We start from the raw sequence: 22283 nt of genomic DNA, 5'->3' as shown, positions 1-22283 counted from the left end.
TCCGCGCATGAACTCGCCGGATTCCCCACTCCGCGGCCGAGGCTTCTCGGCGGCGCTCGGACGGTTGCCTACCGGCGCCAAGGTCTTCCTGATTCTGGTCGGCGCGTTGCTGCCGCTCGCGCTGATCGCGCTGTTCACCACGCTGCAGACGACGCGGAGCGCCGATGACGAGGCGCGCGAGCGGCTCAGCGTCACCGCGCAGGAGAGCGCGGGCAATCTCGAAAACCTGCTGGCGAACCATGTCGCGCAGCTCGGGGAGGCGCTCGCCGCCCTTGAACGCAATCCCGACGATGCCCCCAGCTGTACCCGCCTCGCCGGGACCTACGCTGCGCAGGGCCAGGCCCATTTCGTCGTTCGCGACGGTCGCGGGCGCACCTTGTGCGGCCGGCCGTTCGAGCAGGCGGGATTGCTCGATTCGCCGCGCGGCGACGTGGCGGCGCGGATCGTCCCCGGCGGCCTGTTGCTGCGAATCAGCGGCGGCGACGGCGCCACCGCCACCGCCTATTACCCGCGCGACCTGCTCGCCGGCCTGGCACGCCCGAGCGGCTTCGTCCCGGAATATGGCGCGGCGCTGATCGGCCGCGGCGACCGGCTGACCCTTCGCGCGCTCAAGGACAATGGCCCGCTCGATCGCGGCAAGAGCCTGCGCAGCAACTTGGGCGTGGACGATCTCGCGCTCGAAACCACTATGCCCGGCGCGCCCATCACCTCGCCACTGGTAATCGCAACGGTGCTGCTGGTCGTGATGTGGATCGCCGCTGCCGGAATCGGCTGGTTCGTCGTAGACATCCTGCTGATCCGCCCGCTCCGCCAGCTGCGCAGTGCCGTCGCCAACTATCAGCCGGGAGACGTGATCGACACCGAGCGGCTCGGGCCCATCCCGGCGCAGGAGATCCGCGAGCTGGGCGACACGTTCAGCGATATCAGCCGAACCGTGCAGGCGCACGAGGCCGATCTTGCAAAGGGCCTGGTGCAGCAGACCCGCCTCACCCGCGAGGTCCACCACCGGGTGAAGAACAATCTTCAGGTCATCTCCAGCCTGATCAACTTCCATGCGCGTGCCGCCAAGGGGCAGGAGGCGGCCAACGCCTATGCCTCGATCCAGCGGCGGGTCGACGCGCTCGCGGTGGTGCATCGCCACCATTACGCCGAAATGGAGGAGAATCGCGGGCTGGAACTTCGCTCGGTGATCGGCGAGCTCGCCGCCAATCTGCGCGCGACCGCCCCGGAACAGGCGCGCGGTCTCGGCATCACGCTCGAGGTCGAATCGCTGCTCGTCACGCAGGACACCGCCATCGCGGTCGCGTTCCTGCTGACCGAGATGATCGAGCTGGCGATCACCTGCAACGAATCCGCCCAGATCCGGATTTCGATGAAAGCGCCGGAAAACGGCGATCGCGCGGTGGTGCGGGTATCCTCGCCCGCGCTGGTCGGCGGTCCCACCTTCGAGGGGCTGGTCGAAAAGCGCTATGGTCGCGTGCTGATGGGCCTCGCCCGCCAGCTGCGCACCCAGCTCCACCATGATCCGCTGGTCGGCGCCTACGAAACCACGATCGCGATTACCGGGCGCTTCTAAAAAAGTGCGAGGGGTGCCGGAACCAGCCGGCCAAGTCCGCGTTTTGAAGTTCGGATAGTGACCTTTTGCCCCCCCGCTCTCGCTATCCACGACATGGGCCCGGAAGCGTCTACCCTCCCCCCCCCGGTGGCGCTTCCGGGCCTACTACGTTCCAGCACCATCGCTTTAGACCCATGTGTCGCCCCAAGGGGTGCGAAGCAGGAACGTTTCCATCCCCGCAGCATTGAAGCTCCCGTCCCGTTCAACGGGGAAAGAAGGAGATGTTCTATGCGTACACTTATCGCCTGCGCCGCACTTGCCGGCACGCTGCTGATCGCCGCCTGCAACACCGTCGAAGGCGTTGGCAAGGACGTATCCTCGGCGGGCGACACCGTCGCCAACACGGCCGACAAGTCGAAGTAAGGATTTCGGCGCGCCCCTGCCGCTTTCCCGCGGCGGGGGCGTCGCTCATTCAGCGGTCTGGGTCTCGCCGTCGATCTCGGCCGCCGCGCTGCGCTCGCGCCGCCGCCGGGTGAAGTAGATCGCTACCAGCGACAGGAAATACAGCCCGACCAGCGGACCCGCCAGCAGCAGCTGCGAGCCGATGTCCGGCGGCGTCAGCACCGCGGCGATCGCAACCGCGGCGACGATGGCATAGCGCCATGCGCCCTTCAGCTGCTCATAGGTGACGATGCCGGCATGTTCGAGCAGCATCAGCAGCACCGGCAGCAGGAACGAGATCCCGAAGCCGAAAATGAACTGCATGATGAACTTGAGATAGTTGTTCACATCCGGCAGCGCGGTCTGCTCCACCCCGCCCAGATTGCCCTGGAAGCCGAGCAGGAACTTCAGGGCCACCGGTATCGCGACATAATAGGCCATTGCCGCGCCGGCGATGAACAGGATCGGCGTTGCCAGCAGGAACGGCAGCAGCGCCTGCTTCTCGCGGCGGTACAGGCCCGGCGCGACGAACTGCCACAGCTGGTTGGCGATGATCGGGAAGGCGATCATCAGCCCTGCGAAAAACGCGACCTTCACCTCGACCAGGAAGCCGCCGAAAATGTCGGTGTTGATGATCCTCGCCTGCCCGGCGGTCTTCAACGGCGCCACCAGGAAGCCCAGGATGCCGCGCGCGAAATAGAGGCTGCCGCCGAACGCGACGAGCAGCGACACGATCGACCAGATCAGTCGCCGGCGGAGCTCGATCAGATGATCGAGCAGCGGTGCCTGGCTATCGTCGATCTCGCTCACGGCCGCACCTCGCCTGCGGGCGGCACGGGCCGGGCTTCGCTTTGCGCCGGTTGGGGGGCGGATACCGTCTCGGGCACGGGATCGGGATGGATATCGGGTTTCGGCGTCATCACCGGGGCGTGATCTTCCTGGTCCGCGCCCTGCTGCGGCTGGTGCTCGATCGCGGCGGGAGCCGCATGCGCGTCCGGCGCGGCGAGCGGCTGCGGCGGATATTGCCGCATGATCCGCTCATTTTCCGCCGCCCACTGCTTCTCCAGCTCGGCCAGTTCGGCCTCGCGCACCATCGAGTCGAGCCCCGAGCGGAACTGGCGGGCGACGCCGCGCGCCTTGCCCATCCATTTGCCGACGAAATGCATCGCCCGCGGCAGATCCTTCGGGCCGATGAACACCAGGGCTACGATGGCCACGAGCAAAAACTCGCTGGGCGCGATATCGAACATTCTTTCGGCGTATCCACTCGCACGGCATGTGCCGGATCCTCCGGCACGCTGCGATCAACCTTCGGGCGACCAACCTTCGGGGGCCCGGCCGTGGCCGGTGCCCGCAACGGGTTTAGCGCTGCTCCTCGCGGGCGCGCTCGGCTTCCGGGGTATAGCCGGGTTCCGGCGCGGCCTTGCCCTCGATGCGGGACGGCGGCGTCGTGCTGTCGTCTTCGGCCATGCCCTTCTTGAAGCTCTTGATGCCCTTGGCGACGTCACCCATCATGTTGGAGAAACGGCCGCCGCCCAGCAGCAGGATGGCGATGATGCCGACGACCAGCCAGTGCATCAGGCTGAAGCTACCCATGAGAATTCTCCTTGATATCGAGACCTATCTAAGGCCCGCGGCCCCCAACGGCAACGGTTGATCGCCCGACGCTGCCGTACACAGCGCCGAACGGAAGGTGACGCCTCTATTCCTCATCCGTGACAGTTTCGCGTTCCGACGCCGCCTCGGCCGCATCCAGCTGTTCCAATGCGAGATCCACGGGATCGAGCAGCCCCGCCGCCTTGAGGTCCTCGATGCCGGGCAGGTCGCGCCGGCTGGCCAGTCCGAAATGGCTGAGGAAACCCGCCGTCGTCGCGTACATCAGCGGCCGCCCTGGCACTTCGCGCCTGCCGGCCGGGCGCACCCAGCCGGCTTCCATCAGCACGTCGATCGTGCCCTTGGAGATCTGCACGCCGCGGATCGCCTCGATCTCGGCGCGGGTGACCGGCTCGTGATAGGCGATGATCGCCAGCGTCTCGATGCCGGCGCGGCTGAGCTTTCGGCTATCCTCGCGGTCGCGGCGGAGCAGATGGGCGAGATCGGCGGCGGTCTGGAAATGCCAGCGATCGCCGCGGCGGACCAGCTCGATCCCACGCCCGGCATAGTGGTCGCCGAGCGCCGCCAGCGCCGCGCGGATGTCGACCTCGGGGCCGACGTAGGCGCGGATCTCGTCGACGCTCATCGGCGCCTCGGACGCGAACAGCACCGCCTCCACCGCGCGGACCGGATCGCCCGGATCGATCATTGCGGGATCGCCTTGAGGTAGAGCGGCGCGAACGGCGCGTCCTGCCGGATCTCCAGGCGCCCCTGCCGCGCCAGCTCCAGCGCCGCGACGAAGGACGAGGCAAGCGCCGAGCGGCGATAGAGGTCGCTGGCGCCCTCGGGCAGGAAGCTCTCGATCGCGCTCCACTCGATCCGCGTGCCGAGCTGGGCGGAGAGCCGCGCCAGCGCCGCCTCCAGCGTCATCACGTCCCGGTGGGCGACGACGTGCATGACGGGCCGGGTGCGCGCGCTGATCCGGCCATAGGCGGCGATCAGGTCGTAGATCTCCACTTCCCATCGGGCCTGGCGCTGGACGCGCAGCCCCTCCGGCGCGCCGCGCGGGAAAACGTCGCGCCCCATCCGGTCGCGCGCGACCAGCCGCGCGCCCGCCTCGCGCATCGCGCTCAGCCGTTCGAGCCGGAGCTGGAGACGCAGCGCCAGTTCCTCCGGGCTCGGGCTTTCGGCGGGGTTGCGGGGGAGCAGCAGCGCGGACTTCAGGTACGCGAGCCACGCCGCCATGACGAGGTAATCGGCGGCCAGCTCCAGCCGCAGCGCGCGCGCGGCATGGACATAGGCGAGATATTGCTCGACCAGCTCGAGGATCGAGATCTGGCGAAGATCCACCTTCTGCGTGCGCGCCAGCGCCAGCAGCAGGTCGAGCGGGCCTTCCCAGCCCTCGACCTCGATCTTCAGAATGTCGTCGCCCCCGTCCACGGGGTGGTCATATGAGGGAGAGCCCCACCAAGCAATTCCGCACTTCTAAGCCCCTCCCCTTCAGGGGAGGGGTTGGGGGTGGGGCCGTGTCTCGCAGAGACCGAGAGAGGTTCTGGAATCCCTCCACCCCAACCCCTCCTCCAAGGAGGAGGGGCTAGAAGGGGTCACACCCCCAGCAGCGCATCCCGCTTGGCCAGCAGTTCGGCGAGCGGCACGTCCTCCGCCGCGCCGATCGATCCCATTGCCCGCCCCAGCCGCTCGAGGCACACCGCCGGCGCATCGCCGATCCGCCCGGCGATCTCGACCATCTCCGGCATCCGCGCCCAGCAATCGAGCACCACGTCGCAGCCTGCCGCCAGTGCGCGTTCGGCCTTTTCGCCCGCGGTGCCCGAAAGCGCCTTCATGTCGATATCGTCGGTGAGCAACAGCCCGTCAAAGCCGATCCGCCCGCGGATGATCTCGCGGATCACCGTCGGCGAAAGCGTTGCTGGCAGTTCGGCATCCCAGGCCTCGAACACGATATGCGCGGTCATGCCGATCGGCGCGGAGGCCAGCCGCTGGAACGGCAGCAGGTCCGTCGCCAGTTCTTCGGCGCTCGCCGACACCCTCGGCAGTTCGAGATGGCTGTCGACCGTCGCCCGGCCATGCCCCGGCATATGCTTGATCACGCCCGCGACGCCGCCCCGCCGCAGCCCGTCGAGCAGCGCCCGGCCGAGTGCCGCCACCCGCATCGGATCGCGCCCGAATGCGCGGTCGCCGATCGCCGGGGTGCCGCCCTCGACGGCCACGTCGAGCATCGGCGCGAGGTTCACGTTCACCCCCGCCGCGCGCAGGATGGCGGCAAGCGCCTGGCCATTGGCCCGCGCCGCCTCGATCGCCGAGATCGGCGCGCGCTCGTACAGCGCATCGAAGGCCGCGCCGGTCGGGAAGGCCGGCCAGACCGGCGGCTGCATCCGGGAGACGCGGCCGCCCTCCTGGTCGATCGTGATCGGCAGGTCGTCGCGCCCGTGCAAGCTACGCAGCTCGTCGGTGAGCGCGCGCATCTGCTCGGGATCCACGCAATTGCGCTTGAACAGGATGTAGCCGAGCGGCGCCGCCTCGCGGAAAAAGGCGCGTTCGTCGTCGGTAAGCGTCGGGCCGGACAGGCCGAAGATCACGGGCTTCATGGGCGCAGGCCTAGCCGATCCGCCCTCGCCCGCAACCCCTCTTAGCTCGCGACGAAGCAGTTCTCGCCGGCGACCTTGAGCTTGCCGCAGATTTCGCGCGCCTGGCCGTTGCTGCCGGCATTCACCCGCAGGCGGTAGACGGTCTTGCCGTCCTCGGTCGCGAACGGCACCACCAGCTTGCCGAGCGGGGCGAGATAGGCGAACCGCTTCGACATCCGCGTCCAGGCGATGTTCGCCGCGCCCTCGCTGGGGAAGGCCCCCAGCTGCACCAGCGCCCCCGAGCCTTCGCCCGGCCCACTGGCCGCCGCCGGCTTGGGCCGGGGCGTGGACTTGACCAGCGTCGGCGCGGGCAGCGCGATCGTCGCGCTGCTGCTCGCCTTGGGGCCGGTCTGCGGCGTCGGGCGCGGCTTCTGCCCCTCGACCGGCGCCTCGGGCAGCGCGCCGACATTGATGCCCGCCTCGCTCGGCCCGCCCTGGCTGGTGCGGAAGACGATATCGCCCTCCCCGTCGACGCGCATGCCGCCCGGCTGGTCCGGCCGGACCTTGTAGGGCTCGGCCGGCGCCGCGATCAGCGCGCCGTTGCCGTCGCGCGCGGCCTGGTGCTTGAGCCAGTAATAGACGCCGCCTGCCGCCCCCAGCACGAGCAGCGCGAGGAAGACCGTGACGAACACGCGGCCCTGCCGCGGTTCCGCATAGGCTTCCTCCACCGTCTCCAGCCAGGGGAGCCGCTCGTTGTCGTCATACCGGCCGGGCATCACATCTCCTCGACCGCCTCCACGCCCATCAGCGCGAGGCCGTTGCGGATGACCTGCTGGATCGAGCGGCCGAAGAACAGCCGCGCGCGGGTCAGCGCCGGCTGCTCCGCGATCAGGAAACGCCGATCGGCAGAGTCGTTGCCCATATTGTACAGCGCGTGGAATTCCGCCGCCAGATCATAGAGATAGAAGGCGATCCGGTGCGGCTCGCGGGCGCTGGCCGCCGCTTCCACCACGCGCGGGAACTGCGCGGCGAGCTTCGCCACGGCCAGTTCGCGGCCATCAAGCAGCGACAGGTCCGCCGCCTCGTCCAGGCTGATGCCTGCCTCGGCCGCGCGGCGATGCACCGATGCCACCCGGGCATGGGCGTATTGCACGTAGAAGACGGGGTTTTCCTTGGACGTCTCCAGGACCTTGGCGAAGTCGAAGTCCATCTGGGCATCGGCCTTGCGGGTGAGCATGGTGAAGCGCACCACGTCCTTGCCTACTTCGCGCACCACATCCGCCAGCGTCACGAAGTTGCCCGCGCGCTTGGACATCTTCACCGGCTCGCCGGCACGCAGCAGGCGGACCATCTGGACCAGCTTGACGTCGAAGCGGGTCTCACCGCTGGTCAGCGCCTGCACCGCCGCGACGATCCGCTTCACCGTGCCGGCATGGTCGGCGCCCCAGATGTCGATCAGCTGGTCGGCCGACTGCGCCTTCTGGAAGTGATAGGCGAGATCGGCGCCGAAATAGGTCCATTGGCCGTTCGACTTCTTGATCGGGCGATCCTGATCATCCCCGAACTGCGTCGAGCGGAACAGCGGCAGCTCCACCGGCTCCCAATCCTCGGGCGTCTCGCCCTTGGGGGCCTCGAGCACGCCGTCATAGACGAGGCCGCGCTCGCGCAGCCACGCCTCGGCCTGTTCGGGCTTGCCGGCGGCCTGCAGCTCGGCCTCGGACGAGAACAGGTCGTGATGGATGCCGAGCAGCGCCAGATCGTCCTTGATCATGACGAGCATCGCCGCGACCGCGGTCTTGCGGAACAGCGCCAGCCATTCGCTCTCGGGCGCGTCGATATATTTGTCGCCATAGTCGGCGGCGAGCTGCGCGCCGACCGGCTTCAGATAGTCGCCCGGATACAGGCCCTCGGGGATCTCGATCGTGGCGCCCAGCGCCTCGCGGTAGCGCAGATGCGCCGAGCGGGCGAGTACGTCGACCTGGCCGCCGGCGTCGTTGACATAATATTCGCGGATGACCTTGTGGCCGACATATTCGAGCAGGCTCGCCAGCGCATCGCCCACCACCGCGCCGCGGCAATGGCCCATGTGCATCGGGCCGGTCGGGTTGGCCGAGACGTACTCGACGTTGACCGTCGTCCCCGCGCCCAGCGACGAGCGGCCATAGTCGGCGCCTGCGCGCAGGATCTCGGCGACTTCGCCGCGCCAGCTGTCTTCGTGCAGCGTCAGGTTGATGAAGCCGGGGCCGGCGACCGACACGGCGGCGACCTCATCCAGCTTCTCCAGCTCGGCGACCAGCTTCTCGGCGAGCGCGCGCGGATTGGTGCCGGCGGGCTTGGCGAGCACCATCGCGGCATTGGTGGCGAGATCGCCATGGCTCGGATCGCGCGGCGGCTCGACCGTGATCGCACGTCGCTCCAGCCCCGCAGGCAGATCGCCGGCGAGGACGAGCGCATCCAGAGCCAGATTCAGATGCGCGGCGAAACGAGCATAAAGCGTCATTGAGCAATCCAATGGGGAATGGGAGCGGCGGCTGTAGCGCAGTGGCGCGGCGCCGTCATCCCTATTGGGAGTACCGATCCTCTCCTGCAAGGGGAGGTGGCAGGCCTAAGGCCTGACGGAGGGGTATCACGGGTCGGGGCTGGGGTGCGCCGCAAGCGTGTACAATCCTCCCCTCGCGCTCCAACTCCACGTCCCCTCGTGGGAGAGGATCGGAAGCGCGCGCCAGCTATTCTAGCCCAGAGCGTATAGCACGGCAGAGTCTGCCAAAGTCATTGGGGCAGCCTCATTTCGCAGCGAGCCATATGACCCAGATCTCCCCGCCATCCCAATATTCCCGCTTCAGCAAGATCGGTGAGCCGAGCGGCCAGGACTAGATCACCTGTTTGAAAGATGCCGCTGACATGAAAGTCGGAAAGCACACCAGCGACGATTCTCGCCATCTTTTGCCATTCGGGCGTGGTGTGCCCAAGCAAGGCTTGGTCGAAATATTCGATGGGCGCCGACACCAACCCGTTCCGCCCCAAGACGCGTAGCGGAGCATCCTCCGCTTGAAGTTTCTTCCATGCGGCCAAGCTGCTTGCGCGCCTTGCAAACGTCCACAGTTCTGCCCGGTCGATATGTTTGCTCATGTCGTCGGGGCCGAGCAGGTTGAGGCCTGACACCTCCAGCACGAGGCATTCCCTGCCTCCCATATGCGACAGCCACCACAAGAAGCCCGCGACACTTTGCGCGCTATCTGGAGAAACCCAAGCGATGGGCGGCTTGTACGCTTCCATCGAAGCGCTCAAGACCGGCAAGCTCTCCAGGGAGACTCTCTGCCAATCTGAATAGCCCAACACAGCCTCGACCCATCGACCACGGTCTATCGCATCATCCGATGCTATGGGACCAAAACTGAAATCATCATACGGCGCGACAACAATCCCGTCGCGACTGGCCACCTTCAAAGACTGTTGCAGAGTGGCCGCTGCGGAACGACCGAAAACGACGTGAAGCTGAGTGTCTCTCGAAGCCATTTTATCAGCCTAACGAACGAGCGCTGAAACTGCCACCTTCCGTCGTCAGCTGCCGATCAAATCGAAGGCTTGGGCTTGCCAGCCATGCCGGAACAATACCCCCTACCCCCTTACCAACCCCTCCATCCCCGCCGCCGTGGTCATCGCCGGGAACAGCGCCTTCGCCGTCCGCGACGAGGGCAGCGCGAAGTGGCTGGAGACCGCGCTCGCGATCAGCACGTCGAGCGCGGTGGTAGGCTTGAGGTCCCGCCCCTCGTACAGCGCCGCATCGCCCAGTCCCGGCCAGTCGGCCTGGACCCGGCCGCCCTGCACCGCGCCGCCGAGCAGCATCGCGACCGAGCCGGTGCCGTGATCGGTGCCGCCGGTGCCGTTGGCCTTCACCGTCCGGCCGAACTCGGTCGCCACCACCACCAGCGTATGGTCCCAATGCGGCCCCAGCCCCGCCTTCAGCGCCGCGACCATCGCGTCGAGGCCCTTGAGCTGCCCGCCCAGCCGTCCGCGCTGGCCCGAATGCGTGTCCCAGCCGCCGGTCTCGATCATCGCGATCCGCGCACCGCCCGGCGCCGACAGCAGCTTGGCCGCCAGCGCGCCGGTATCCGCCGCGCGCTTGCCGCCGTCGCCGGCGAGATCGCCGGTGAGCGCCCGCGTCCCCATCGCCTCCTGCCACAGCGGGTGGAGCTGCTTGTCGCCCGCGTACATCGCGGTTACCCGCGCGAGCAGATCGTCCGAGGCGTCGGGCAGCGAAGAGGGCGCATAGCTCGCCACCTCCACGGGCCCGCGCAGCGCCATCGGCACGGTCGCGGCCAGCGCGATCGCCTTGTCGCCTTGGGGCAACAGGCGGAGCAGCCGGTTCATCCAGCCGTCCTTGAGCTGATAGGCCGAGACGCCGCCGGTCTCGAGCACATTCTGCCCGTCGAAATGCGAGCGGTCGCGGTAGGGCGAGGCGACGGCGTGGACGAACAGCGCCTGTTTCGCCTGGTAGAGCCCGAGCAGCCCCGGCATCGCCGGATGCAGCGCGAACATGCCGTCCAGCCTGGGCGCGCTGGCGAAATCGGCGGCAAGGTCGCCGCGCGCGCCGGCATAGGCGGGGTCGCCCACCGGTGCGACGATGCCCAGCCCGTCGGCCGCGCCGCGCTGGAGGAGGAAGACGAAGCGGCGCTCGGTCGGTGCGGCGGCGAAGGCCATCCGCGCACCCAGCGGCGAGACCATCAGCGCGGTGGCGCCGGCGGCGAGCAAGTGACGACGATGCAGCATCATGACGCTATCTCCGCAGGAACTCGGGCGCGACCAGCAGCAGTGCGACCCCCTGGCTGTTGCTTTCCGCCCGCGCGATCGCCTGGGCGGTCGCGGGGCTGAGCGCCTCCGGGAACAGCGCGGCGGCGCGGGCGCGCGGGTCGATCTGGTCGCGGGTGCGCTGGGCGATCCGCTCGGCGGCTTCCACCCGGCGCAGCACCGCGTCCGGCCCGGCCCAGGCGGCGGTCACATCGTCCCACCCGGCGGGCGAGCCCGGCTTCCACACCGGCTGGCCGAGCTGGACCATCAGCCCCGGCACCGCGTTCGGCTGGAGCTGCTCGGTGCCGACCGCGCGCAGGGCGGAGATCGACCATTCCCAGGGCGACTTGAACTTGACCGGGGCCGGCGCCCAGCATTCGGGCGACGCGATCAGCGTGCGGTAGAGGCTCGGCAGGTCGCCGCCGGTCCTGCGGAAATCCGCCTCCAACCGCGCGACCAGCTTCGGCGGCGGGTCGTCGCCGGCGAAATGGCGGGCGAGCTTGGTGGCGATATGTCGCGCGGTGGCGGGATGCGTCGCGAGATGGTCGAGCACCGCCGCCGCCTGCGCCTCCCCGGCCTGCGCCCATGGCTTGCCGAGGATCGTGCGCGTGCCGGGCTCGTGCAGCGCGTTGGCATAGACGAAGTCGCCCGGCCGCCCGGTGCCGCCGGCGAACTTCGCCACCGGGCCGCGCCCGAAGCCCGCGATGGTCCAGCCGGTCAGCGCGCGGGCGAACTCGGTCACATCGGCCTGGCTATAGCCGGTGCGGACGCCGAGGGTGTGCAGCTCCAGGATCTCGCGCGCGAGATTCTCGTTGAGGCCCAGCGACCGCCGCACCTTCGGGCGGTTGGCCGCGCGCACCGCCAGCGGGCTGTTGGGCCCCACCGACGCCGCCTGGTCGAGGAACAGCAGCATCGCCGGATGGCGCTCCACCGCCAACAGCATGTCGCGGAAGCTGCCCATCACATGCGGCCGGATCGCCTCGAACTCGAAGGCACCGGCGAGGTTGGTCACCGCCATCTTGTCGATCGAGACGGCGAAGTGATTGGCCCAGAAATGCACCAGCCGCTCGGCGAAGGGCGCGGGCGACTGGATCGCGGCGAGGGCCCGCGCGGTGACGGCGCCGTTGTAGACCGCGCGGGTCTGCTGGCCGAACTGCTTGCGATACGTCGCGGCCCGATCGTCCATCGCCTGCGCCACAGGCGGCGGCGCGGCCATCGGCGCCGTCGCACCGGCCGGTGCAGCGGCCATCGCGACCGGCGTCGGCGGCGGCGCGGCGCCGGCCGCCGCTTTCCGCAATTGCCCGAGGCGTTCGCGATAGTCCGCGAATTGCGCAACCAGCGTTCCGCTGGGGGGCTGACTGGCCAGCACCGGCGGCGCGGGCGCGTACCGGCCGAGTTGCTGCTCCAGCCAGGCGCGCGGATCGGCGCCAGGATCCTCGCCCGGGCGGGCGCCCAGGCCGAAACGGTTCAACGCGATACTCTTGTCCGCCACGGGCGAAACCTCCGCACTGTCGAAGCCTTGCTAACCGTCGAGTGTCGCAGAAGTTTGCCAGGCTTAACGGCTCATCGCATCGGCGCACGGTTCGTCCCGCAGCCGGACGATTGCGCCGCGTGCAATCAAGACCCCCGCGCTTTGCGGTTGCCGAATCTGCTGCACCGCAACATTTTGTCTATCAAGAACATACGAAGGATGCCGATCTGGCTCTTTTGGACCCACGAAGGAGAAAGATCGTGACCCGTTTCACCATCGCACTCGCCGCTACCCTGTTCGCCGCTGCGCCTGCTTTCGCTGCCGACAACGTTGCCACCCGCAGCTTCACCCGCGACGGCGTGACCTATGTCTACACCTCGACCCCCAAGGGTGACGCGCAGGTCCTGGAAGGCGTCGCCAAGCCGGGCAACCAGAAGTTCCGCCTTGTCGTCCGCAACGGCTGGGTCGATGGCAACGCCGCCGGCGCCCGCGTGTCGTTCCGCGTGCCCAAGGTGACCAAGGTGCAGGTCGCGTCGCGCTAAGCGCCGTATCCCGCACGACCGTCTCGAAAGGCCCCGCGCTCGCCTAGCGATTGCGGGGCTTTTTCGTGCTCGACGCGGGCCGCCGGCGGATCTCAATCCCCTGCCCGATCTAGAAACGAGTGGCCCCGCAGCTGCCGGGGCAACTGCGGGGCTTTCCGTTCTGGGGGGACGGAAATCAAACTCGGTAGGCGGCGCCGGCGCGCTGCTGCCCGCCCGTGAGGCTTCGGGCCGCGGCGCGGCAACCTGCTGTGCGGTGCCCGGCTGCTTCATGGCAGCGGCGCCGATCACCGCGGCATCTCTCTCGCAAACACCTGTAGCCGATCGCCTTTGCCCCTCACTTGCGCGGTTGTAACGAAAGATTGCGAGCGAGCCCCTTCGCCACGAGCAACATTTCCTTACAATCCAGCCATAAAATGGACATGCTGCAACGCAAATATAGGGAAGGAGCGCCAGTCCCGTCCTCGAGAATGGGTCGCCGCGCCGACGCAGGTTGGAACATCACTCGACACCGAGAGGGAATGTTCCATGAAGATTCGTCTTGCCGCCGCAGCCCTGCTCGGCCTCTCCTCGCCCGCATTCGCGCAGGAAACCGATGCGCCCAAGCCCGTGACCGTCTCCGGCAGCGTTGCGCTTGTATCGGACTACCGTTTCCGCGGCGTTTCGCAGACCGACAAGGAAATGGCTGTGCAGGGCGGTCTCACCGTCACGCATGAAAGCGGCCTGTACGGCGCGGTCTGGGGGTCGAACCTGGCTGGTTGGGGCACCTTCGGCGGCGCCAACATGGAGCTGGACCTGGTCGGCGGCTACAAGCTGCCGATCGGCGGCGGCGCCGCGCTCGACGTGGGCGTTACCTGGTACATGTATCCGGGCGGCGCGTCCAAGACCGACTTCGCCGAGCCCTATGTGAAGCTGAGCGGCAGCCTGGGCCCGGTCTCGGCGCTCGCCGGGGTCGCCTATGCCCCGTCGCAACAGGCGCTCGGCAACTGGAGCAACACGCCCGAGAGCCGCGAGGGCGACAAGGAAGACAATCTCTATCTCTGGGGCGACATCAGCACCGCGGTGCCGAAGACGCCGATCACGCTCAAGGCGCATCTCGGCTATTCGGACGGCAACCCCGGCCTGGGCCCCAACGGCACCAGCGTCGCGCCGACCGGCAGCTACGCGGACTGGCTGGTCGGCGCGGATCTCGCCCTGGGCAAGGTCGTGCTCGGCGTCGCCTATGTCGACACCAGCATCACCAAGCGCGAGAGCGAATATCTGCTGCCCAACTTCTCCAGCACCAAGGACGGTTCGACCATCGCCGGCAGCCAGGTGGTGTTCTCGGTCAGCGCGGCGTTCTAACGCAGACGCACATCAAGAGCGTATCCTCTCCCCTCGGGGGGAGGATACGCCGCCGCTGTGAGGGGTGATCGCGCGCGGAGCGCGACGGCGGGGTGCCCGGCTGCAGTGATGACCGCCACGCAGGCGGCGCCACCCCGCCACCTCCCCCTTCGGCGTGAAACCTCTACCCTAAAATCCTTCGGGCAGGTCGATCGTCCCGCAGACCTCACGGTAGCGGGCGATCGCATATCGATCGGTCATGCCCGCGATGAAATCGGCGATATGGCGGCTGCGCCAGGGCTCTTCCGCCGGCAGCGCCTCGCGCCATTCGGCGGGCATCAGCCCCGGATCGCCGGCATAGGCCGCGAACAGCCCGGATACGACCTGCCGCGCCGATGCCGCCGCCGCCAGCTGGCTCGGGTGGTGGTAGAGATTCGCGTACATGAACCGCTTCAGCCCGCGCTCGGCATCGCGCATCGCGGGCGAGAAGCCCGCCAGGCAGCGGCCCGCCCGCCGGACATCGTCCACCGTCTCCACACCCGCCTCCGCGATCCGCGCCCTGGTCTCGGCGATGAAGTCGTTGACCATCAGCCCGATCTGCGACCGGATCAGTTCGCCGGTCAGCCGCTTGGGTCCCACCTCCGGGAAACGGGCCTGGGCGTCGTCCCACGCCGCCCGGATCATCGGCACGGCCATGATCTGGTCGAGCGTCAGCAGCCCGGCGCGCAGGCCGTCATCGATGTCGTGATTGTCATAGGCAATGTCGTCGGCGATGGCCGCGACCTGCGCCTCCAGCGACGGCCAGCTGTCCAGCTCCAGCGGAAACGCTCCGTCGGCTGCCGCCAGCGCCCATTGCGGCGCGTGAATCGGGCCATTGTGCTTGGCCAGGCCTTCCAGCGTGTCCCAGGTCAGGTTCAGGCCGTTCCACATGGGATAGGGGCTGTCCAGCAAGGTCAGCGTGCGCAGGGTGTGGCCGTTGTGGTCGAACCCGCCCCGGCCGGCGAGCGCCACTTCCAACGCATCCTCGCCGGCATGGCCGAAGGGAGGATGGCCGATGTCGTGCGCCAGGCACAGGGCCTCGGTGAGATCCTCGTTCAGCCCCAGGGCGCGGGCGATCGCGCGGCCGATCTGCGCAACCTCCAGGCTGTGCGTGAGGCGCACGCGGAAATGATCGCCGTCGGGCGCCAGGAACACCTGTGTCTTGTGGCGCAGCCGGCGGAAACTGATCGAATGGATGATGCGATCGCGGTCGCGCTGGAAGGCGTCGCGCGGGCCGCGAACGCCGCCCCCTTCTTCGGGGTGGAGGCGCCCGCGCGTCTGGCCGGGCATACAGGCCCAGGGGGAAAGCTGTTTCACCGCTGCCCCCTAGCCCAGCCAGAACCGCTTGCGAAGGCTCAAGGCGCGATCTTGCTGACCTTCTGCCCCGCCTCGCTGGTAACCACAAAGGCCGAGACACCCTCTCCGGCCAGCTTGTTGACGAAGGCCTGCGCCTCGCCGCTGGTCTTGAACGGCCCGGTGACGATGCGATTGGTCGCCTTGAACGGCATCCACCAGCCGCCACGCGCCTTGAGGAGCTTGGGCGATTTGGCCGCGACGCCCTTCCAGGCGCGGTCGACGGTCGATTCATTCGCGCCGCTGGCGACCTGCACCCAGACCCGCTCGGGATCTGCCTTTTTGGGATCCGGCTTCTTTGGCTCGGGCTTTCTGCCCTTTACCGGCTTGGCATCCGCCTCGTCCTCCGGCTTCGCGCCCTTGCGCGCGCCCGGCTTGGCCGGCTTGCTTTCGGCCTCGTCCTCGGCCCTGGCGCCGCGCTTGGGTGCGGGCTTGGCCGGCGTGGCATCCTCCTCGGCGGCGACGACCGGGCGCTTGGGCTCCGGCTTGGCGCGGACGGTGACGGTCGGCTTCGGCGCCGGCGCGACGCTGGCGCGCTCCGGCGCGCGCTCGCTGGCAGGCACTTCGATATTGGCGATGATCGAGGAGAGCGGCGATCCCGCGGAGGCGACGCGGCGGACGTCGGGCTGGGATGCCGAGGTCGGCTGGACGATCGGACGGGGTGCGGGCGCCGGCTGCGGCAGGGGCGCCGGCTGCCAGGTCGGCTGCGCCGCGGGTTGGCTCGGTACCGTCCGGGCTGCCGGCGCCACGTCCGCCTTGGCGACTTGCACCGGCGCGGCCTTCGGCGTCGAGGCGACGCGCCGTCCGCGCGCATCGGTGCGGACCGGCGCGGAGGTCACGGGTACCGGCTGCGCCTGCGCGATCTGCACCGGCGCCGGACCGGTATAGACCGGCAACGAGGGTGCCGTCCGCGCATCCGCCAGTCGCGCCGGTGTCGGCGAAAGCTCGCCGAAATGGACCGCGAAGGCGCGATCGGCCGGCCCCAGCGTCGCGATGCGCCGGAAAAAGGGCAGCAGGTTCCTTCCCGCCGCGCCCGGCAACACCGTCGCCGCGATCTTCTCGGCACCTGCCAGATCACCGTTCATCGCCAGGATGAAGGCGCGATCTCGCCATGCCGCGCGATCCTGCGCGCGCAGCAGCGGGTCGAGCGCGCGCTCTGCTTCGATGCGGCTGCCGCTGATGCCCAGCGACAAGGCGTACCGCCGCACCACCTCGTCCTCGCGCCGGGTGGCCAGCGCCAGCTTGTAGTCACGCTGGGCGAGCAACGGCTGGCCGAGCAGATCATAGGCAAAGCCGCGATCGGCGGCGAACTCGCGCGCGTCGACGCCCTGCGCTTCCGCGCGCTGGAACAACCGCAGCGCCTCGCCCGGCCGCTCCTGCCGAACGAGCACCGCCGCGCGATTGCTGGCGATGCGCGGATTGGTCGCCTCGACGCTTTCGGCCCGCTGCAGCAGCGCCAGCGCCCCGGTCAGGTCGCCCAGCCGCGTGCTCAGCCGCGCCGCGGCCAGCAGCGCCTCCACGTCGCGCGGGTTTTCGGCGAGCACGCGCATCTGCGTGGCCAGCGCGTCCGCGTCGGGATTGTGCGCCTGGACGATCTCGCCCTGCGCCCATACCGGCGACGCGCCGAGGAGCAGCGCCGACGCGAACGCGCCGATGCCGAGATGTTTCTTGCTGATCATGTCGGGCTAACCGCTAATGCCGCGGCGCTGAACCGCCGCTGACGGGGAATGGGTGGCTCGGCGAACCGTGCCACCCATGCGCCTTACTGGTTGTTCTGGCTGCGCAGGAAGCGCGGAATGTCCAGCGGATCCTTGTCTTCTTCCTCGGCGGCCTTGGTGCCGCGCGAGGCGGAGGCCATGCGCTCGAACAGCGTGCCGCCGGTCTTGGGACGCGGCCGCGTATCGGCATCGTCATCGCCGCCGGTCAGCCAGCGGCGACGGCCGGCCGGTGCCTCGGCTGCGGGCGCAGACGCCGGCACGGGCGTTGCGGTCGGCGCCGGCGGCACCAGCGCCTCGGTGCCGAGCAGCAGTTCGTCCGAGGCCGGGGCCGGCGGGGTCGGCTCGGGAGCCGGAGCGGGTGCGGCAGCGACGGGTTCGGGCGCAGGCGCGACCGGCGCGGGGGCCGGCGCTTCCTCGACGACAGGGGCCGGCGCAGGCTCGGGCGCGGCGGCTGCCGGCGCGGGGTTCACGACCGGCTCGGGCGCGGGCGCGGCAGTGGTGCGACGCGGGGTGGAGAAGGAGAAGACGCGCGGCTGCTCGACCGGCGCGGCCGGGCGGTTCTCGACATTCGCATCGATGCCGGTGGCGACCACCGACACGCGGATGCGGCCCTCCAGTTCCGGGTTGAACGCCGAACCCCAGATGATGTTAGCGTCGGGATCGACGAGCTCGCGGATATGGTTCGCGGCTTCGTCGACCTCGAGCAGGCGCATGTCCTCGCCGCCGGTGATCGAGACGATCACGCCCTTGGCGCCGTTCATCGAAACGCCGTCGAGCAGCGGGTTGGCGATCGCCTTCTGTGCGGCGATCAGCGCGCGGTCGTCGCCGTCCGCCTCGCCGGTGCCCATCATCGCCTTGCCCATCTCCTGCATCACCGAACGGACGTCGGCGAAGTCGAGGTTGATCAGGCCCGGCATCACCATCAGGTCGGTGATGCCGCGCACGCCCTGCTGCAGCACCTCGTCGGCCATCTCGAACGCTTCCTTGAAGGTCGTGTTCGCATTGGCGATCAGGAACAGGTTCTGGTTCGGGATGACAATCAGGGTGTCGACATATTTCTGCAGTTCCTCGATGCCCGCCTCGGCCGACTGGGCACGACGCTTGCCTTCGAAGGCGAAGGGCTTGGTCACCACACCCACGGTCAGGATGCCCATGTCGCGCGCCGCCTTGGCGATCACCGGCGCCGCACCGGTGCCGGTGCCGCCGCCCATGCCCGCCGCGATGAAGCACATGTGCGCGCCCTCGAGCGACTGCTGCACCTGCTCGATCGTCTCCTCGGCCGCCGCACGGCCGATTTCCGGCCGCGAACCCGCGCCCAACCCTTGCGTGATCTTCGCGCCGAGCTGGATGCGCTGGGGGGCGACCGACTGCTTGAGCGCCTGCGCATCGGTGTTGGCGACCAGGAACTCGACGCCCTGCACCTCGGCGCGGATCATGTTGGCGATGGCATTGCCGCCGGCGCCGCCAACCCCGATCACCGCGATCTTCGGCGTCAGTTCGTCCACGTCGGGCGGAAGGAAATCGATACTCATTCTATGGTCTCCCGTGGCAGCGCATCGGCGGCACTGCGCAACCTGATATTCTCTGATGCACGAAGCGAAGCGACGACTCTAGTCACCACTAGCACCCCGGCGGACGCTTTTCCCTAATAATTCGCGCGGAACGCCGCGATCAACCGCTGGAACAGCGCGCCCGGGCTTGCCCGGGTGACGAGCTGGTGCCGGCTGGGCTCCAGCGTGCGCAGGTCGATCGGATCGGCCGCGGCGAACTGGGTAAGTCCCGCCAGCGTCGAGAAGGCAGGCCCCGCATGCGCATTGGGCATCGCCAGCAACCCGCGCGGTCGACCGACGCGCACCGCATTGCCCAGTGCCTGTTGCGCATAGTCCGCAATCCCGGCCAGCTCGGCACCGCCGCCGGTCAGCACGATCTGGCGGCCCACCGGCTCCTGAAAGTTGAGCTTCTTCAGTTCCTTCTGGATCTCCGCCACGATCCGCTCCAGCCGCTGCCGGATGACCGTGTTCAGCGCCGCCTTGGTGATCCGCGGCCCCTCGATCCCCTCCTCGGCCGTTGCCGGCGCGACGTCGATCGTCTCGCGGTTGTCGCGCGGGGAGAGATTGGCCGAGCCGTGGAAGCATTTGGTCCGCTCCGCCCAGGCACGCGCGGTGCCGAAAGCGGCGGCGATGTCGTCGGTGATGTCGGCCGAGCCCATCGGGATCGAGGCCAGCCCGGCGAGCACGCCCTGCGCGAATACCGAGACATTGGTCACGCCCGCACCGATCTCGACCAGCGCCACGCCCAGCTCGCGCTCTTCCTCGGTGAGGCAGGCAAGCCCGGTCGCCACCGGCGCCGCGATGATCGAGCGCACCTCCAGATGCGCCGAGCGCACGCACAGGTCGAGGTTGCGCACCGGCGAGCCGTCGGTGGTGACGACATGCACGTCGACGCCCAGCCGATCGGCATGCAGCCCCAGCGGACGCTTGACGCCGCCGAGACCATCCACCGTGTAGCGGGTCGGCTGCGCGTGGAGCACCATCCGCCCCTGCGGGTCGATCGCGCCGCGCCCCGCCTTGAGCAGATCGTCGATATCCGCCTGCTCGACCCTATGGCCGCCCAGGTCCGCCTCGACCTTGACGACGCTGGAGACCAGCCCGCCCGCCGAGAAGCTGACCCAGACATCCTCGATGTTGAAGCCGGCGATGCGCTCGGCCTGCTCCACCGCCTCGCGGATCGCGATCTCGGTGGCGTGCATGTCGGCGACATAGCCGCGCTTGACGCCCCGGCTCTCGCGCTGGCCGGTGCCGAGCACGATCAGATTGCCCTCGTCGGTCCGCTGCGCGATCAACGCCGAGACCTTCGACGATCCCACGTCGAGCGCGGTAATCAACCCTTCCGGCGCTGTCTTCGCCATCAGCCTTCCCCCGTGCCGGTGCCCGCCGGCGGCGTCGTTGTCGTCGCAGGCATGGTCGGTAGTGTTGTCGCCGGCGCCGCGGAAATCGGCGGCGGCGGTTCGATCACGCCCTGCCTGCGCACAACCAACTTGTTTGCAACGCGCATGTCAAACCCGCGATTGCCGTGGCTCAGCAGCCGCTGCGTGCTGTCGATCGCCACGAAGGTCTTGAGCGCGGCGATCGCTTCCGCCTCGCCCTCGGGCAGCTGCAGTTTCTCGCCCGACGTAAAATACATGTCCCAGCGCCGGTTGCCGACCCAGCTCATCGCCTTGACCAGCGGCTTGAGGCCCGGCTGTGTCTCCAGCAGGTGCTTGCGCGCCGCCTCCTGGGTATTGGCACCCTCGCCAATCAGCAGCGGCAGATCGGGCATGGCGTCGGGCGACACCGGCTCCAGCGGCACGCCGGAGGGATCGATCAGCAGCAGCTGGCCATGGTTCTGCCAGACCGCCGCAGGGGTTCGCTCCTCGATGGCGATGTGCAGCGTGCCCGGCAGCCGGCGCGAGACGCGCGCATCCTTCACCCAGGGAAATTTGAGCAGCCGCTGCCGCACGTCCTCCAGGCTGACCAGCGGCATCGCCCGCGAGTCCTGGTCGAGCACCTGCTCATAGACGGTCGCGCGGTCCATCCGCTTGAGCCCGTCGATCTGGATCTCGTCGACCTTGAGGCCGGCGTCACCCACCGCCTGCGCGATGCCCACACCGATCATCTGCGGCACGCCCGCGAGGATGCCGATCGTCAGCACGACCGCGCCGACCGCGCCGACGATGCTCCAGGTGGTGACCTTGTGCAGCGTCTCCGGGCTCATCGGCAGGCCGGCGATCGCCTGGTCGAGCACGCCCGCCCGCTGCGGCCGGCGCGCAGTGCCGCGCGGCTTCGGCTTCTCGCCGCGCCTTGTGGTCGCGCGCTGCGCTTGGGCGGGCCTGCGGCTCACAATGCCTCCTCGACGATCCGTTGCACGAGACTAGCATAGTCGATGCCCAGATGGCGCGCCTGTTCGGGCACCAGGCTGAGCGGAGTCATGCCGGGCTGGGTGTTCACTTCCAGCAGAAAGAGCCCGTCGACACCCTGCGTGTCGTCCCAGCGGAAATCGGCGCGCGAGGCGCCCTTGCAGCCGAGCAGCCGGTGCGCATCGAGCGCGATTCGCTTGCACGCCTCGGCGACGTCGTCCGGGATCTGCGCCGGGAAGACGTGTTCCGTCAGGCCATCAGTGTATTTGGACTCATAGTCGTAGAACCCGCTCTTGGGCTTGAGCTCGGTGACGCCCAGCGCCTGGTCGCCCAGCACCGCGGTGGTCAGCTCGCGGCCGCGGATAAAGGGCTCGGCGAGCAGCTCGTCGAATTCCTGCCAGGGTCCGCGCGCATCCGGGTGGATCGGGTTGCCGACATTGCTTTCGGCGGTGACGATCGCCACGCCTACCGAGGAGCCTTCGTTGACCGGCTTCAGCACATAGGGGCGCGGCAGCGGGTCCTGCCGGTACAGCTCGTCGCGCGACACCATCCGCCCGCCGGGCATCGGGATGCCGTGCGGCACCAGCGCCTGCTTGGTCAGCTGCTTGTCGATCGCGATTACCGAGGTGACCATGCCCGAGTGGGTATAGCGGATGCCCATCAGGTCGAGCATGCCCTGGACGCTGCCATCCTCGCCCGGCGTGCCGTGGAGGGCGTTGAACACCACGTCCGGCTTGGCCTCGGCGAGCGTCGCGGCGACGTTCCGATCGAGATCGATCCGGGTCACGCGGTGGCCAAGGCTCTCCAGCGCATCCGCAACGCCGTTGCCCGACATCAGCGAAACCTCGCGCTCGGCCGACCAGCCGCCCATCAGCACGGCGATGTGGAGGGGGGTCACCACCGGGTGCCTGCCTGACCTGCCACCCCAGCCGTCATCCCCGCGAAGGCGGGGATCCATTGGTGGAGAGGCATCGGCTCCTGCC

At 68.9% G+C, this 22283-nt stretch carries 21 protein-coding genes; 4 read left to right on the top strand and 17 right to left on the bottom strand.

All coding sequences use genetic code 11. The annotated features are described in order from the left end of the window. Nucleotides 1–7 precede the first annotated feature (7 nt). Both S2M10_RS20305 and S2M10_RS20300 read left to right on the top strand, forming a co-directional pair. Nucleotides 8–1576 (top strand): histidine kinase dimerization/phosphoacceptor domain -containing protein, encoded by a 1569-nt coding sequence (locus S2M10_RS20305; RefSeq protein ID WP_168847691.1) that lies wholly within the window; start codon nucleotides 8–10, stop codon nucleotides 1574–1576. Between the two features lie 267 nt (nucleotides 1577–1843). Continuing rightward, on the top strand, nucleotides 1844–1978 hold the full coding sequence (locus S2M10_RS20300; RefSeq protein WP_168847690.1) for an entericidin A/B family lipoprotein: 135 nt from the start codon (nucleotides 1844–1846) through the stop codon (nucleotides 1976–1978). Between the two features lie 45 nt (nucleotides 1979–2023). Here S2M10_RS20300 and tatC read toward each other — a convergent pair whose 3' ends face one another. From tatC to S2M10_RS20245, 11 genes are all read right to left on the bottom strand, one after another. Continuing rightward, nucleotides 2024–2806, bottom strand: coding sequence for a twin-arginine translocase subunit TatC (tatC, locus tag S2M10_RS20295; RefSeq protein ID WP_168847689.1), 783 nt, complete (start codon nucleotides 2804–2806; stop codon nucleotides 2024–2026). Beyond that, nucleotides 2803–3246 (bottom strand): Sec-independent protein translocase protein TatB, encoded by a 444-nt coding sequence (gene tatB / locus S2M10_RS20290; protein ID WP_168847688.1) that lies wholly within the window; start codon nucleotides 3244–3246, stop codon nucleotides 2803–2805. Before tatB ends, tatC begins: the two co-directional genes overlap by 4 nt. A gap of 112 nt (nucleotides 3247–3358) precedes the next feature. Beyond that, complete coding sequence (locus S2M10_RS20285; protein ID WP_168847687.1) at nucleotides 3359–3592, bottom strand: twin-arginine translocase TatA/TatE family subunit; 234 nt, start codon at nucleotides 3590–3592, stop codon at nucleotides 3359–3361. 106 nt (nucleotides 3593–3698) lie between these two features. Next, nucleotides 3699–4298, bottom strand: coding sequence for an SMC-Scp complex subunit ScpB (gene scpB / locus S2M10_RS20280; RefSeq protein WP_168847686.1), 600 nt, complete (start codon nucleotides 4296–4298; stop codon nucleotides 3699–3701). Beyond that, the gene (locus S2M10_RS20275) at nucleotides 4295–5029 is read right to left on the bottom strand and encodes a ScpA family protein (RefSeq protein WP_168847685.1); all 735 of its coding nucleotides are present in this window, start codon (nucleotides 5027–5029) and stop codon (nucleotides 4295–4297) included. Before S2M10_RS20275 ends, scpB begins: the two co-directional genes overlap by 4 nt. Before the next feature lie 164 nt (nucleotides 5030–5193). Beyond that, nucleotides 5194–6195 carry a beta-N-acetylhexosaminidase gene (nagZ, locus tag S2M10_RS20270; protein ID WP_168847684.1) on the bottom strand — a complete coding sequence of 334 codons (1002 nt, stop codon included), beginning with the start codon at nucleotides 6193–6195 and terminating at the stop codon, nucleotides 5194–5196. A gap of 41 nt (nucleotides 6196–6236) precedes the next feature. Next, nucleotides 6237–6950, bottom strand: coding sequence for an SPOR domain-containing protein (locus tag S2M10_RS20265; RefSeq protein ID WP_168847683.1), 714 nt, complete (start codon nucleotides 6948–6950; stop codon nucleotides 6237–6239). Continuing rightward, complete coding sequence (gene argS, locus S2M10_RS20260) at nucleotides 6950–8674, bottom strand: arginine--tRNA ligase (protein ID WP_168847682.1); 1725 nt, start codon at nucleotides 8672–8674, stop codon at nucleotides 6950–6952. Before argS ends, S2M10_RS20265 begins: the two co-directional genes overlap by 1 nt. Before the next feature lie 269 nt (nucleotides 8675–8943). Then, nucleotides 8944–9690: a DUF3658 domain-containing protein gene (locus S2M10_RS20255; RefSeq protein ID WP_168847681.1), complete on the bottom strand. Its 747-nt coding sequence runs from the start codon at nucleotides 9688–9690 to the stop codon at nucleotides 8944–8946. 102 nt (nucleotides 9691–9792) lie between these two features. Beyond that, nucleotides 9793–10947 carry a DUF1501 domain-containing protein gene (locus S2M10_RS20250; protein ID WP_211091174.1) on the bottom strand — a complete coding sequence of 385 codons (1155 nt, stop codon included), beginning with the start codon at nucleotides 10945–10947 and terminating at the stop codon, nucleotides 9793–9795. A gap of 4 nt (nucleotides 10948–10951) precedes the next feature. Then, complete coding sequence (locus tag S2M10_RS20245) at nucleotides 10952–12454, bottom strand: DUF1800 domain-containing protein (protein WP_348770645.1); 1503 nt, start codon at nucleotides 12452–12454, stop codon at nucleotides 10952–10954. A gap of 239 nt (nucleotides 12455–12693) precedes the next feature. Here S2M10_RS20245 and S2M10_RS20240 point away from each other — a divergent pair, with 239 nt between their 5' ends. Then, on the top strand, nucleotides 12694–12975 hold the full coding sequence (locus S2M10_RS20240) for a hypothetical protein (RefSeq protein ID WP_168847680.1): 282 nt from the start codon (nucleotides 12694–12696) through the stop codon (nucleotides 12973–12975). A 525-nt stretch (nucleotides 12976–13500) separates the two neighbouring features. Continuing rightward, nucleotides 13501–14316: a TorF family putative porin gene (locus tag S2M10_RS20235; protein WP_168847679.1), complete on the top strand. Its 816-nt coding sequence runs from the start codon at nucleotides 13501–13503 to the stop codon at nucleotides 14314–14316. A gap of 168 nt (nucleotides 14317–14484) precedes the next feature. On the opposite strand, the gene S2M10_RS20230 is transcribed toward S2M10_RS20235, so the two are convergent. From S2M10_RS20230 to S2M10_RS20205, 6 genes are all read right to left on the bottom strand, one after another. Beyond that, entirely contained in the window at nucleotides 14485–15651 is a 1167-nt protein-coding gene (locus S2M10_RS20230) for a deoxyguanosinetriphosphate triphosphohydrolase (protein WP_168847678.1), read from the bottom strand. Between the two features lie 38 nt (nucleotides 15652–15689). Beyond that, entirely contained in the window at nucleotides 15690–17366 is a 1677-nt protein-coding gene (locus S2M10_RS20225) for an SPOR domain-containing protein (protein WP_168847677.1), read from the bottom strand. A gap of 83 nt (nucleotides 17367–17449) precedes the next feature. Beyond that, a complete protein-coding gene (gene ftsZ / locus S2M10_RS20220; RefSeq protein ID WP_168847676.1) occupies nucleotides 17450–18937 on the bottom strand; it encodes a cell division protein FtsZ in 1488 nt (495 codons plus the stop codon). Between the two features lie 113 nt (nucleotides 18938–19050). Further along, nucleotides 19051–20313: a cell division protein FtsA gene (gene ftsA / locus S2M10_RS20215; protein WP_168847675.1), complete on the bottom strand. Its 1263-nt coding sequence runs from the start codon at nucleotides 20311–20313 to the stop codon at nucleotides 19051–19053. Then, nucleotides 20313–21284, bottom strand: coding sequence for an FtsQ-type POTRA domain-containing protein (locus tag S2M10_RS20210; protein WP_168847674.1), 972 nt, complete (start codon nucleotides 21282–21284; stop codon nucleotides 20313–20315). The genes ftsA and S2M10_RS20210 overlap by 1 nt, the downstream gene beginning before the upstream one ends. Continuing rightward, entirely contained in the window at nucleotides 21281–22201 is a 921-nt protein-coding gene (locus tag S2M10_RS20205; protein ID WP_168847673.1) for a D-alanine--D-alanine ligase, read from the bottom strand. The genes S2M10_RS20210 and S2M10_RS20205 overlap by 4 nt, the downstream gene beginning before the upstream one ends. Between the last annotated feature and the right edge of the window lie 82 nt (nucleotides 22202–22283).

The sequence above is a fragment of the Sphingomonas sp. S2M10 genome, assembly GCF_012650175.1.
GTDB lineage: Bacteria > Pseudomonadota > Alphaproteobacteria > Sphingomonadales > Sphingomonadaceae > Sphingomonas.
This window is presented reverse-complemented; position numbering and strand designations above follow the sequence as displayed.

Excerpts from the sequence above, each read along its gene's own strand:
- ftsZ (WP_168847676.1), bottom strand. The coding sequence starts at position 18,937 with ATGAGTATCGATTTCCTTCCGCCCGACGTGGACGAACTGACGCCGAAG.
- S2M10_RS20225 (WP_168847677.1), bottom strand. The coding sequence starts at position 17,366 with ATGATCAGCAAGAAACATCTCGGCATCGGCGCGTTCGCGTCGGCGCTG.
- S2M10_RS20285 (WP_168847687.1), bottom strand. The coding sequence starts at position 3,592 with ATGGGTAGCTTCAGCCTGATGCACTGGCTGGTCGTCGGCATCATCGCC.
- S2M10_RS20265 (WP_168847683.1), bottom strand. The coding sequence starts at position 6,950 with ATGCCCGGCCGGTATGACGACAACGAGCGGCTCCCCTGGCTGGAGACG.
- nagZ (WP_168847684.1), bottom strand. The coding sequence starts at position 6,195 with ATGAAGCCCGTGATCTTCGGCCTGTCCGGCCCGACGCTTACCGACGAC.
- scpB (WP_168847686.1), bottom strand. The coding sequence starts at position 4,298 with ATGATCGATCCGGGCGATCCGGTCCGCGCGGTGGAGGCGGTGCTGTTC.
- S2M10_RS20255 (WP_168847681.1), bottom strand. The coding sequence starts at position 9,690 with ATGGCTTCGAGAGACACTCAGCTTCACGTCGTTTTCGGTCGTTCCGCA.
- argS (WP_168847682.1), bottom strand. The coding sequence starts at position 8,674 with ATGACGCTTTATGCTCGTTTCGCCGCGCATCTGAATCTGGCTCTGGAT.
- S2M10_RS20305 (WP_168847691.1), top strand. The coding sequence starts at position 8 with ATGAACTCGCCGGATTCCCCACTCCGCGGCCGAGGCTTCTCGGCGGCG.
- tatB (WP_168847688.1), bottom strand. The coding sequence starts at position 3,246 with ATGTTCGATATCGCGCCCAGCGAGTTTTTGCTCGTGGCCATCGTAGCC.
- S2M10_RS20300 (WP_168847690.1), top strand. The coding sequence starts at position 1,844 with ATGCGTACACTTATCGCCTGCGCCGCACTTGCCGGCACGCTGCTGATC.
- S2M10_RS20250 (WP_211091174.1), bottom strand. The coding sequence starts at position 10,947 with ATGATGCTGCATCGTCGTCACTTGCTCGCCGCCGGCGCCACCGCGCTG.
- S2M10_RS20235 (WP_168847679.1), top strand. The coding sequence starts at position 13,501 with ATGAAGATTCGTCTTGCCGCCGCAGCCCTGCTCGGCCTCTCCTCGCCC.
- ftsA (WP_168847675.1), bottom strand. The coding sequence starts at position 20,313 with ATGGCGAAGACAGCGCCGGAAGGGTTGATTACCGCGCTCGACGTGGGA.